The 12,775-nt window shown below is 52.9% G+C and carries 11 protein-coding genes; 8 read left to right on the forward strand and 3 right to left on the reverse strand.

Going from position 1 to position 12,775, the window contains the following annotated elements; translation table 11 throughout:
- The first annotated feature begins 23 nt into the window (after positions 1-23).
- From G5B47_RS11535 to G5B47_RS11550, 4 genes are all read left to right on the forward strand, one after another.
- Positions 24-605, forward strand: coding sequence for a hypothetical protein (locus G5B47_RS11535; protein WP_165098018.1), 582 nt, complete (start codon positions 24-26; stop codon positions 603-605).
- Between the two features lie 115 nt (positions 606-720).
- On the forward strand, positions 721-1,131 hold the full coding sequence (locus tag G5B47_RS11540) for a VOC family protein (RefSeq protein WP_165098019.1): 411 nt from the start codon (positions 721-723) through the stop codon (positions 1,129-1,131).
- Between the two features lie 307 nt (positions 1,132-1,438).
- Positions 1,439-3,199 (forward strand): ABC transporter ATP-binding protein, encoded by a 1,761-nt coding sequence (locus tag G5B47_RS11545; protein ID WP_165098022.1) that lies wholly within the window; start codon positions 1,439-1,441, stop codon positions 3,197-3,199.
- A gap of 41 nt (positions 3,200-3,240) precedes the next feature.
- Positions 3,241-5,058 carry an ABC transporter ATP-binding protein gene (locus G5B47_RS11550; protein ID WP_206107338.1) on the forward strand — a complete coding sequence of 606 codons (1,818 nt, stop codon included), beginning with the start codon at positions 3,241-3,243 and terminating at the stop codon, positions 5,056-5,058.
- 155 nt (positions 5,059-5,213) lie between these two features.
- On the opposite strand, the gene G5B47_RS11555 is transcribed toward G5B47_RS11550, so the two are convergent.
- The 3 genes from G5B47_RS11555 to G5B47_RS11565 form a co-directional block, all read right to left on the reverse strand.
- Entirely contained in the window at positions 5,214-5,552 is a 339-nt protein-coding gene (locus G5B47_RS11555) for a hypothetical protein (protein ID WP_235957143.1), read from the reverse strand.
- 211 nt (positions 5,553-5,763) lie between these two features.
- The gene (locus tag G5B47_RS11560; protein WP_165098027.1) at positions 5,764-6,798 is read right to left on the reverse strand and encodes an HD-GYP domain-containing protein; all 1,035 of its coding nucleotides are present in this window, start codon (positions 6,796-6,798) and stop codon (positions 5,764-5,766) included.
- Between the two features lie 85 nt (positions 6,799-6,883).
- Positions 6,884-7,588, reverse strand: a complete 705-nt coding sequence (locus G5B47_RS11565; protein ID WP_165098030.1) for a molybdenum cofactor biosynthesis protein — start codon at positions 7,586-7,588, stop codon at positions 6,884-6,886.
- A gap of 135 nt (positions 7,589-7,723) precedes the next feature.
- Between G5B47_RS11565 and G5B47_RS11570 the strand changes: the two genes are divergently transcribed.
- The 4 genes from G5B47_RS11570 (at position 7,724) to yfkAB (ending at position 12,761) form a co-directional block, all read left to right on the forward strand.
- Complete coding sequence (locus tag G5B47_RS11570; protein WP_165098033.1) at positions 7,724-9,163, forward strand: bifunctional metallophosphatase/5'-nucleotidase; 1,440 nt, start codon at positions 7,724-7,726, stop codon at positions 9,161-9,163.
- A gap of 142 nt (positions 9,164-9,305) precedes the next feature.
- Positions 9,306-10,130 carry an undecaprenyl-diphosphate phosphatase gene (locus G5B47_RS11575; protein WP_165098036.1) on the forward strand — a complete coding sequence of 275 codons (825 nt, stop codon included), beginning with the start codon at positions 9,306-9,308 and terminating at the stop codon, positions 10,128-10,130.
- A 132-nt stretch (positions 10,131-10,262) separates the two neighbouring features.
- On the forward strand, positions 10,263-11,339 hold the full coding sequence (locus G5B47_RS11580) for an HD-GYP domain-containing protein (protein ID WP_235957144.1): 1,077 nt from the start codon (positions 10,263-10,265) through the stop codon (positions 11,337-11,339).
- Between the two features lie 285 nt (positions 11,340-11,624).
- Positions 11,625-12,761: a radical SAM/CxCxxxxC motif protein YfkAB gene (gene yfkAB, locus G5B47_RS11585; protein WP_165098039.1), complete on the forward strand. Its 1,137-nt coding sequence runs from the start codon at positions 11,625-11,627 to the stop codon at positions 12,759-12,761.
- Positions 12,762-12,775: the final 14 nt, after the last annotated feature.

A 12,775-nucleotide genomic window follows, 5' to 3' on the forward strand; every position in this document is an offset into this window, starting at 1 on the left:
TGCTGGAAATTAGGGGGAATATCATGAGCTTTGTGTCTATTTTGGGCCGGGAGAATTTTTTAAGTGTGATGAGCGACGGAAAGCTGCTGGGTGAGAACAACGAGGTTTTGCAGGAGGATTATCAGAATTTTATTAATATCGGTAACAGCGCTTTTATTGCTTTCGCGGGCAGTCAAGGACCTTGTGAAGAGCTTTCAGTCCAGATGCTTCCCTACTTTGATGAAAAAACGGATTTTGCCGCCATTCATCAAGCTTTGGTCGATTTTTTTAAAGTCGATGATCCGAGTCAAAGGGATGTAAAGATAATGATTGCCTTTGGAGGCATCAACCTCGAAGGCCGTATTGAGTTCTATACGATTGATTCAGGAACGAACACAAGCGAGAGGTACCTTCCGGAGGGTGAAGATATTAAATTCTGTTTCCTGCGCAGCGGAGAGCTCCTTACTAACCTGAATGTAAAGGGGAAAATGATCGAGCTGCTCCGCACTACAGGCGCAGGTACGCCGACCGAGTGCATTTCCGCGCAAAAATTGCTGAATGATTATGCAGCCGACCATGATGCTTCGGTTAATAAGAAGACCACGAGAATGGTTATCAAAAAATAAGGTAAGCCCGACCCGGCCGCGGCCGGGTTATATTTTGGACTAGACACGAACATATGTTCTATGATAACATGGCAGTAGATATTTAAAATCCAAGATTGAAAGGGATGTTGAAGACATGGCTAAACTGACCCCGTACATTTTTTCGGAGGATGCCAAATCTCAGGCTGCTTTTTATACCGAGGCGCTTGGCGGAGAAATTCTGGACGTGATGACATTTGCGGATGGTCCCGACCCGAATCCGGAGTACAAAGATAAGGTTATGCATCTGAGTCTGAAGGCGGCCGGTATTGTATTTTACATGTGTGATTCCATGTGGGCGTTCGAGCGTGGTAACGGGCTGGCTCTCTCGCTTGAATTTCCTGCGGAAGCAGAGGCTTATGCCGCTTTTGACAAGCTGGCCGAGGGCGGCAAAATCATGGAGCCATTAAAGAAACAATTTTGGGGAGCGCACTTCGGTCAGCTTGAGGACAAGTACGGGATCATTTGGCAAGTCATGACGGAGATGGCGGCGCCCGAGCCCTCCTGATTCCATCCGAAGCTTGCAAGCTTGACAACGGTAATGACAGGATAACGATGAGCGTTTCCGCGCTGGAGACGCTTTTTATTTTGTTCCCGATTTATCCTAGATAAGGCCAGCATGGAGGAGAGAATAGAAGCATTCTATGAACGCGAGGACCGATTTGGATAGAATAAACGTCAAATTCCAGGATTTAACGCCGAATCCGGCTATTTTTCCGCTTTGCTCCATCAATTTAGGAATGATAAACTGCTTAAAGTCGCTAAAAACTGAAAGCGTTAAATTTTGGAAAGGTGTGAAATAAAGGAGGAGAGACATGGATGTTCTTAGGCAACTGCGGGGCTTTTACCGGGAGAGGCTGCATTATCTGATTCTTTCGATAGTATGTTTAGCCGCCGCTACGGCAGTAGGGCTGATTACCCCGAACCTGCTGAGGAAGCTGATTGACGATGTGATTGTGCCCATGAAGTTCGATGACGTTCCCCTGCTTGCTCTGACCGTACTGGCTGTGGTGTGCGTGAAGGCGAGTTTGCAGTTCGCACACGGTTTTTTCGGAGGAAGGGTTGGGAATTATCTGGCCTACCGGCTCCGCAACGCCTGTTATGAGAAACTGCAGTTTCTGTCATTCCGTTATTACGACACCGCAAAGACCGGAGATCTCATGTCCCGGCTGACCGGTGATCTCGAGGCGATCCGGCTGTTCATCGGCTTCGGATTCGCGCAGCTGCTGAATGTTTTCTTCATGGTGGTTTTCGGATCGATCATGATGTTCTCGCTCAACTGGCAGCTTACGCTGGTGACGCTTGTCACGATGCCGCTGCTGGCAGCGGTAGCTTTCAGGTTCGAATCCCGCATTCATCCGGCTTTTCAGGAGATGCGTCTTGCGCTCAGCGCGCTGACAACGGCGGTTCAGGAGAACGTGACCGGTGTGAGGACCGTCAAATCTTTTGCCAGAGAGCCGCATGAGGTGGAGAAATTCTCCGGTCGTAATGAGCGGTATAAAAATAATCAAATTTTTGCAGCCGGTCTCTGGAGCAAGTTCTTTCCGATCATGGAGTTTCTGGCTTGCGCCTGTGTGGCTATTCTCCTTGGAGTGGGCGGAACGCTGGTCATTAATTATGGAATGACACTCGGCGAACTGGTCGCTTTTTTCAGTCTGATCTGGTATATTATCGCTCCCGTATGGGGGCTCGGCTTTCATATCAACAATTATACCCAGTCAAAGGCTTCCGGAGAAAGAGTGCTGGAGGTGCTGAATCAATGGATCGACGTCCGGGATCGACCGGGTGCGGTGGAAGTGGCTGCGACCGAAGTTGAGGGTAATATCGAGTTTGATCATGTTACCTTTGCGTATGGAAATAAGCTTCCGGCTGTAACGGATATTAACTTTGAGGCAAAAGCCGGCTCGGTCATCGGTTTCCTTGGCGGGACCGGTTCGGGCAAATCAACGATCATCCAGCTGCTCATGCGGGCTTATGATGTTAATGAGGGCAGCATCAGACTGGACGGCACCGACATCAGGGAGCTCGGAGTGCGCAGCTTGAGATCTCAGATCGCCACCGTATTTCAGGAGACCTTTCTGTTCTCGTCCTCGATTCGGAACAATATCGCCTACGGGCTGAAGGATGTGACGATGGAGGAGGTAATCCGGGCAGCCAAGCTGGCACAGGCGCATGATTTTATTATGGAGCTGCCGGAAGGGTACGAGACGATTGTCGGTGAGCGCGGCATGGGGCTCTCGGGAGGCCAGAAGCAGCGGGTTGCAATCGCCAGAGCTCTGCTGAAGAACCCGCGGATTCTGATTCTTGACGATGCCACAAGCGCGGTCGATATGGAGACGGAGCATGAAATCCAGGCAGGATTTCAGGAGGTTATGCGCGGCCGGACGACACTGATTATCGCGCACCGCATTTCTTCGCTCCGGCATGCGGACGAGATCATTGTTCTGGACGAAGGAAAAATCGCGCAGCGCGGCACCCATGATCAGTTAATTCAGGTTCCGGGCCCCTACCAGGATGTGTACCGGATTCAATACGCCGATTATTTGGCGAAAGCCGCTGGAGGTGAGGTACAGTGAGCCATGTGACGGTGAAGACCAAAGAGGAAGCGCCCAGCTCTTTGAAGACGGGAACGGAGATATCGACGCAGGAGAGATTCGTCTACAAGGATGACGATGTCATTGACAAGCCCTTCGACTGGAGGCAGTTTCTCCGGTTGTTCGGCTACATGAAGCCATATGCCAGGCAGATGCTCCCACTTGTTCTGCTGATGATGGTACTGGGCACGATCACCAAGCTTGCGGTACCGTTTCTCACCAGTCAGGCGATTGATAAAGCCATCGCACCGAGGACAGGAATCCCGAATCCGACCTTGCTCTATCTTCTTACCGCAGGCGTTATCGTACTGTACATCGTACAGTGGGTTGCCGGTGTCTACCGGATCAAGTACACCAATGTGATCGGCCAACGCGTCATCTACGATCTCCGCTCCGATCTGTTCAAGCATATTCAGAAGCTCTCATTCAACTTTTTCGACAAACGACCGGCAGGCTCGGTGCTGGTGAGGGTGACCAATGACATCAACTCGCTCCAGGATCTGTTCACGAATGGGGTCGTCAACTCGATTATCGACTGCGTTCAGCTTGCCGGGATTATCGTAATTTTGCTGGCGCTGAACTGGAAGCTGGGCCTCGCCGTCATGGTGACGGTGCCGATCATGTTCTTCGTCTCGACGAAGCTCCGCAAGACGATCCGCATCGCCTGGCAGGAGGTCCGGATCAAGAACTCGCGGATCAATTCGCATTTGAACGAGTCGATTCAAGGCATACGGGTAACCCAGGCCTACACCCAGGAGCTCGAGAACATGAGCTACTTCGACGCCATGAACATGGACAGCAAGAAGTCCTGGGATAAGGCGTCAGCCATGAACCAGTCTTTCGGACCGATTATCGAGATCACGGGCGGCATCGGAACGCTGATTCTGTTCTGGCTCGGAGCGCATCTGATCCAGACGGGGAATCTGACGGTAGGTGTGCTCGTGGCTTTCAGTACTTATGTGAGCAACTTCTGGGACCCGATCAACCGGCTGGGGCAGACCTATAATCAGCTGCTTGTGGCGATGGCATCTTCGGAACGCATTTTTGAATATCTTGATGAAGAGCCGCTTGTCCGGGATCATCCCGGCGCGAAGCCGCTGCCGACGATCCGCGGCGATATCGCCTTCCGGAAGGTCTATTTCGAGTATGAGAGAGGCCGCGCCGCGCTGAAAGGAATCGATCTGGATGTCAAAGCGGGGCAGTCGATCGCGTTAGTCGGCCATACCGGTTCGGGTAAGAGCACCATTATTAATCTGATCGGGCGCTTCTATGATATTACGGGCGGACTAATTACAATAGACGGCCGGGACATCCGCGAGGTCACTCTGAGCAGTCTCCGGAGCCAAATCGGAATCGTGCTGCAGGATACGTTTATTTTCTCCGGGACCATCCGGGATAACATCCGCTTTGGGCGGCTTGACGCGACAGACAAAGAGGTTGAAGAAGCGGCCAAAGCGGTGGATGCCCATGAATTCATTATGAAGCTCCCGGACGGCTATGATACCGAGGTAGAGGAGCGCGGCAGCGCGCTGTCGATGGGGCAGCGTCAGCTGTTGTCATTTGCCCGGGCGCTGCTGGCCGACCCGCGTATTCTGATTCTGGACGAAGCGACGGCCAGCATCGATACCGAGACGGAGCTGAAGATTCAGGAGGCGCTAAAGGTGCTGCTTAAAGGCCGGACGTCGTTCATCGTCGCCCACCGGCTGTCCACGATCCGCCATGCGGACCAGATCGTCGTTCTCGATCACGGGGAAATTAAAGAAATGGGAACGCACCGCGAGCTGACGGAACGGGAAGGCATATATAACGGCCTGATCGAAGCGCAGTTCCGGTTTCTGTGACAAATAAATACCCCGGCAGAGTCCTGAATGTTCAGGCTCCGCCGGGGTATTTATGTGCATATATGCAGCGGGTTACAGCTTCTCCACCTTGAATACAAAACGCCATGTGGCCGTGTTTCCGGAATACCGTCCGCGGTTCTCGGTAACAGTGACGTTCAACGTTTGTTGATGGAGGATTTAAGGGAGGACACTTTAACGGAAGCATTGGCGATTCCGTCTTCAGGAATTTTATCCTGTTCCTGGGCTTCCGCGCGAAGCTTGATGGAACCCGATGAGCTGGCGCTTACAGTCACAGACGATCCTTCCTCAAGCTCCTTGCCATTGACATAACCGCCCCACCACCACTCATTGCCCACATGCTCGTTCTGAACCAGCTCAGCGCTTACGAAGGTCACTTTAACCTTCACAGTCTTGCCTGCCGCAAAGAGGGGCTGAGCCGAGAGGATAAAGGCCAGCATGAACAAAAGACCCGCTTTTACCGCTTGCTTAACCATTGTGCTGCATCTCCTTACAAACTATTTTCTTCCAATTATACTACTCTATTTATACTAGGTATATGGAACTATATGAAAATAATATGTACAAGGCGTATCCGTCTTTTGGCGGGGCATGACGAAAAATCTTAAACCGTGGGTGATATGCAGGGCCGGTGTAACCTCATAATAAGAGCAGCCCCCCGGGAAGCTTCCCGGAGGGCCAAGTCTGTCACTCCATATAGATTTCTACAATTGAAACCTGCCGTTCCCGGTCCAGATCGATGAAGCGGCCTTCGCTCTGGACGAGAGGCCGAAAGACGTCAATTGGGTTATTCATGATGATAATTCCCATGTCGCCGGTGCTGAGCAGCACTCTTTTGCCGATAAAGTTAGGAATTAAATGATGGATAAAGGATTGTACAAATTTGCCGTTCAATTTGCCGAATCCGAGATTATGCAGCTCTCGCAATACACTGATAAACTCCTGCTTGGACTGAAACGCGCGGGTTGTTGTCATTGCGCTGTACACGTCCGCGATTGCGGCGATTTGGGCGTAGGGATGAATTTCGCTTGATTTCAGACGCCCGGGATAACCCGACCCGTCCTCGCGTTCATGATGCTGAAGAGCCACAAGCGCCGTGCTGTCATCGTTCATGGAATTGCGGATGATTTCATATCCGTATGTAGTGTGCCGCTTGACCTCCTGAAATTCTTCTGGAGTCAGTCTGCCGGGCTTGTTCAGCAAGGAAGTCGGGATACGGCATTTGCCAATGTCGAGCAAGTAACCCGCCCGGGAAATTTCGTAGCATTCCTGCTTGGAATAACCGAGCCAGGTAGCAATATAATAGGTTAGCATACCGACCTGAAGGGAATGGGTATAGGTATATTCATCATCACGATCCAGCAGAAGAAGCAGCGAAACAGTGTCCTTGTGCTGGTCGAGCGAGTGAAGCAGAGGCTTCAGGATATCGTCAACCATGGAACGGTTGAAGCTTCCTCTGGACAACGCCTCCAGATAGAGGGATTGAAAGCCCTCGATGCTTTGGTCAAAATTCGTGGTAACCGTATGGAAGACACGAGGAATCGAAGCGAGTGTTTGAGGGGGGTCCTCAATATCCACATAGTCCACATCATGCCGAATTAACCTGGAAATATCATCCATTTGGAGCAGAGCTCCCTTGGACAGCACATGAATGCCCCTCTTGCTGAAGGTGTCGTCCTTCAGGCAATCGCCGGGCTTTAAATCTGTGACGTGAACTCTCAAATCCAATGTCTCCCCTGCCAGTTATTTGCTTCAAGCATAACAAGAGCAGGTAAAATTTTCAATGAGAATCAGCGGGGGGAGCAGGTCAATTGTCCCGGGAAGCCGGATCGGCGCCTTTCCACGATTGGGAGGATTCGCCTATGTCTTTCTTCCAGATGGGGACCATTCGTTTCAGCTCTTCAATCGCAAAGCGGCTGGCCTCATAACAGGCCGCCCGATGCGGGGAAGATACCGCGATCACAACGCTTGCTTCCTGCACGCCCACATGTCCGATGCGGTGCGAAATGGCGCAGCGCGCCTGCCAGCGTTCCCCGACTTCCCTGCCGATTTCTTCAAATTTGGAGAGGGCCATCGGAATATAAGCCTCGTAGTACAGGGCGGAGGTGTGCTCGCTGCCCGTAATTTCCCGGGTCGTTCCGACAAAGACAAGCGAAGCGCCGTGATTCCTGTCCAACACTTTTGCCAGGATGTCCTCCGTACGGAGCGGCTGCTCCGTTACGGTGTACAATCCATCCTGAGTGCTGTTCTCCTCCGGGGAGGGCTCTCCCCCGGAAACCGGAGGAATCAGCGCCACTTCGGAAGATTCGGGAATTACGGTGTCTTCGGGAGCATATTCGCGGTCGACGGCCACCATGGAAACGGCGATCTGACCGGCGGCTTCCGGATAGGAAGCGGACAGGAGCTCCTTGAGTCTGCCGGCGGTTACAGGAGGCTCGGCAACGTGGAAATTCAAGGTCTGGGAGCCGATAACTTCGGCCAATCCCGCGAAAAGACGAATGGAAAGCTGCATCTGAAGTTCACCTCGCTATGATCGTAATGACTACAATATACCATAATGTCTTTTAAAATGTTATGCTAGGCACTATAGACAAACTGCCGGCCGCCCCTTATGGGCGCGGATATACAGGCGGAAGGAGCTTGGACGATGAGGCCTGAAACAGAGCGTCTGACGATTCTACATACTAATGACATTCACAGCCACTTCGAGATGATGAGCCCGCTTGCAGCCGCTATCGCAAGGCAGAAACAAGAGGCCCGAAGCAGTCCCGTGCTTCTGTTCGATATCGGAGATCATATGGATCGGGCCGCCCCGGAAACTGAAGGCACCTTGGGACATGCGAATATCGATATGATCAACCTGACGGGCTACGACGCCGTTACAATCGGTAATAATGAAGGCTTAACCTTTACCCGGGAGATGCTGTCTTCCGTCTTTGCCGGCATTCAGTGTCCGGTCGTATGCTGCAACTTGGTGGAGAGCGCAACGGGGAAGCCCCCGCATTGGATGCAGCCCCATGCCATTCTGGAAAGAGAAGGCATACGGATCGGTGTTACAGGAGCAACCGCTCCTTTCACCTCGTTCTATTCCCTGCTCGGATGGGATGTGCTGGAGCCCGAAGAATGCCTTCGGGAACAATGCCGGCTGCTCGCACAGAAGGCTGATATTGTCATTATCCTTTCGCATCTGGGCTTGCCGACGGATCAGCGGCTCGCCGAACGCCTGGACGGGGTTCACGCCATTCTCGGCGGCCATACGCATCACGTGCTGGAACAGCCGCTGCTCGTAAGCGGCACAGCGGTATGCGGCGCGGGCAAATTCGGGAACTATCTAGGGCGCCTTGAATTCGAGCGCGACGAAGCGTCGGGACGTTTCCGTTACTTAGCTGGAGAATGCGTGCCCGTCAATCCGGATTTCATGGAACCTTCACTTTCCTCTGCGGCCGCCCTGCAGCTGGAACGCGGAAGGGAAGCGCTGAGCGAGACGGTTGCCATTACCGACCGGCGGCTGGCCCTTGATCTCAGGGGAGAGTCGCCTTTTGCCAATCTGCTGGCGCAGTCGGTAAGACGATTCACAGGGACCCCGCTTTCGCTGGTCAATGCCGGTCAGCTGCTAGGACCGCTTCCTGAAGGGGAGATCACGGCCGGAATGCTGCATGCGCTCTGTCCGTCCCCGATTAACACGTGCATTATGCGGCTGCCCGGACGGGATATCCGCACCGCGCTTCACCAGAGTCTGTTAGCGGAGTTCCGTGAGAAGGTCGTATACGGATACGGCTTTCGGGGTGAACGGCTCGGCGGTCTGGCTGTGGACGGATTAAAAATCTTGTACGATCCTCATGTGATGCCGTATGATACAAATATTGCAGTTTTTGTCGACGGACAGCCGCTTGACGACAGCCGGGAGTATACGGTCGGGACGCTCGACATGTTCACTTTTCGCATGGGGTATGAGTCGATAAGCAATGGAGAAGATGTCCGGTACCTGCTGCCTCATTTTCTCCGGGATTTGCTGCGGCTGGAGCTGCAGCGTCCGGGAAGTCTGGACGAGTGCGGAAAGGTCCGATGGGAGCCGAGAGCCCGCTAACAAAAAGCGCATCTACATCACCTTCAGAATGTATATAGTTCCAACGGTTCCCGCAAAGTGTCGGAATTATTCTTCGAGAACAGGCCGTGCGCGCCCGGGGACTGTCTTACCACTAAATTGCAGAACTGTTAGGAGGCCAAACATGGACACAATCACAGCTATCATTCTCGCTATCGTTGAGGGCATCACCGAATTTATTCCCGTATCCTCCACCGGTCACATGATCCTGACCACCCGGCTTCTCGGATTTGAAGAACAGGACAATTTGATGAAGACGTTCGAGATTTTCATCCAGCTCGGGGCGATTCTCGCAATCGCGCTCATCTACTGGCGGCGCATCCTTAATCTGCTCGGTATCGGCCGCAAGAAGGAGAGAGCTGGCGTCATGCCCCGCTCGCGCCTTAACCTCATTCATGTTCTTCTCGGCATCGTCCCTGCGCTTGCAGTCGCCTTTTTCGCCCGCGATTTCATTAAAAGCCTGTTCGGAGCGAGCACGGTGCTGTGGGCTCTGGTCGCAGGAGGGATTCTGATGATCGTCGCCGAGTGGGTCAACAAGCGCAAAGTGCGGATCACCGCGCATGAACTGGATGACCTGTCCTACGGACAAGCTCTGGCGATCGGATTGTATCAGATTATTTCCGTACTGTGGCCCGGCTTTTCACGTTCCGGCTCGACGATTTCGGGCGGCATGCTGAGCGGGGTCAGTTACAAGGCTTCCGCCGATTTCTCCTTTTTGATCGCTATCCCGATCATGTGCGCGGCGTCAGGCTATGAGCTGCTCGATTCCTACAAGGACATTACCGGCGACACTATCGGAATTTTTGCCATCGGGTTCCTTGTTTCGTTTGTAGTAGCGTACCTCGTCGTGATACTGTTCATGCGTCTGATTCAAAAAATCCGGCTCACCCATTTTGCCATTTACCGCTTTTTGCTAGCCGCCTTCTTCTGGCTGTTCGTTATGCGCTAAGACCTGTTTCTTGCTGAAGAGTCACCTTTATCGACCCGCTTGCTGGATGTAACGGTAACGGTATAGCTACCCGAGCGATCATGAATATTTTGTATGGCACCCAATTACCGTTAAGGCAGGAGTGAGCCCAAGTTGCGTTTGGTACCAGTCAATCGGCTTCAAGAGGGGATGAAGCTGGGCAAAAAAATATATAACGATGAGGGATTAGTGCTGCTCGCAGACGGTGTGGAGCTTACAGGTCCTCTGATCGGCCGCCTGGCCAGAATGGATATCGGATATGTATACGTACATGATTCCCTGACGGAAGATGTCGATATTCCGACGATGCTGCACGATGAGACCCGCAATCAGGCGCTGAAGGCGATACGCACCCAATTCCAGGACATGTCGAACTCGTCGGGCATCAGGAAAGGCTTTTACCATCTGGACAAGAAATTCTCCAACATCATGGATTCCATTCTCGACGATATGTCTTCGCAGGAAGACCCGATGATTATGCTTCATGATATGCATACTACGGACAATTACCTGTACGTCCATTCGCTGAATGTATGTCTCTATACGCTGGTGCTCGGAATCGCTCACGGTTACAGCAGCTCCGACCTGAAAGTGCTCGGGCTCGGCTCGCTGCTGCACGATATCGGCAAGACGCAGATTCCGATCAAGATCGTGCAGAAGCCGGGCATGCTGAGTGATGAAGAGTTCCGGCACATGCGGGCCCATACCGAGATCGGCTTTAAGATTCTGAAGGAGGAACCGAACATTCCTCTTCTCGCCGCCCACTGCGCCTATCAGCATCACGAACGGATCAATGGGTCCGGGTACCCGCGCGGCATTCGGGGTCCGGAGATTCACGAATATGCCAAATGGATCGGTGTGGCGGATTCCTATGATGCGATGACATCAAACCGTGTCTATAAAAAAGCGCTGCTGCCGCATCAGGCGGTGGAGGCGCTGTATGTTGGTTCCGGCACGCTTTATGAGCAGAATCAGCTTGAGATCTTCCGGGATCGCGTGGCGATCTATCCGATTGGCTTGAACGTCAAACTGAGCACGGGAGAGACCGGCGTTGTCGTTTCAATTGATCCAAGCCTTCCCCACAGGCCCGTTGTCCGGGTCATCGAGGGTCCGGAGGGCGAGAAAGTGACTCCCTATGAAATCGATCTGCGCAAGGTCCTGTCGGTGGTCATTTCTGATATGACGGAATAGGCCCTGTATATGCTCGCTAATCTCCAGGGGTTCCGTACGGAACCGGCCGCCATGCAGCGGGAATGGGGACGAAAGGCGCCTCCGGCCGGGGGATGTCTTCGCCTTCTTTCCCGCTGCATTCTTTGTTTTGACCCGTCATGAGCTTTGGGAAGCGGCTGTACGAGTTGCGGAACCCTGCGTTTTTTAAAAAGTTCATGGTATGATATAGGATAAGACGGAAGTTTTTCGCGTTTTTTTTGGTTAATAAAGAGAATAAGCAATTGCTATCGAAGGAGTTACTGCCACATGAACAGGATTCAATCACCGGCATCATTACCCCAGGAGCTGTCGCCCAGCTATGATCCGTGGGACCCGATTTCTTCGCTCAGCCGATACGGGAAGCATGTGCTTACCAGCGTGGAAATGACAGTTACCAATCTGTGCAACATGCGCTGCGAGCACTGTGCGGTTGGCGACAGTCTGACGACTCGGGAAGGAGAGATGCTGCCGCTGGAGATGATGTTACGCCGGCTGGAGGAAGTAGAGCATCTGGAGACGATCAGCATTACCGGCGGGGAGCCGATGTTCCGCGCAAGTACCGTGGACAACATCATTGTTCCATTACTTCAATATGCCAAGGAGCGCGGGTTGCGCTCGCAGATCAATTCGAATCTGACGATGCCTTATTCCCGGTATGAGAAGCTGCTCCCGTATCTTGACGTCATGCATATCTCGTTCAACTATGTGAACGGCAACGATTTTCATGAGGTCGGGTTTGCGGCTAGCGGCCATTCGGTGGCGAAAGAGACGGCTTACCGGCTGTATGACACGATGCTGGAGAACGCGGAGCGGCTCAGCCGGGAAGGCATGTTCATCTCCGCTGAATCGATGATCAACTACCGGACGCACGGCAAGCTGCCGGAAATTCACCGGCTGATCGGAGAAATGGGCTGCCGCAGACATGAGGTTCATCCGATGTACGCCTCCAATTTCGCGTCCTCGCTTCCGGTTCTCTCCCTGAATGAGACGGCAGCAGCCATTCAGGGCCTGCTGGACCGGCGGAATCCCGACATGTGGATGCTGTTCGGAACGCTGCCCTTTTTTGCCTGCAGCTTTCTGGAGGAGGACCGCAAGCTGCTGCGCCGCCTGAAGTCCGAGAAGAACGTTACGGTGCGCAACGATCCCGACGGCCGAAACCGCGTCAATGTCAATCTGTTCACCGGCGATGTATTCGTAACGGACTTTGCCGACATTCCAGCCTTCGGGAACATCGCCGAGCAGAAGCTGGACGATATATTTGCGGAATGGCAAAATGAGCACCCGCTGAATCAGCAGGTGAACTGCCACTGCGCCGAAGCCGGCTGCTGCGGCCCCAATCTATTGGTAAAAGACATGTACTATCCGGATATAGACTTCAAATCGAGAAAAGCGATCACTCTGTAGAAATGGGGCGTTGT

Source organism: Paenibacillus apii, from assembly GCF_011043685.1.
Lineage (GTDB): Bacteria > Bacillota > Bacilli > Paenibacillales > Paenibacillaceae > Paenibacillus_AQ > Paenibacillus_AQ sabinae.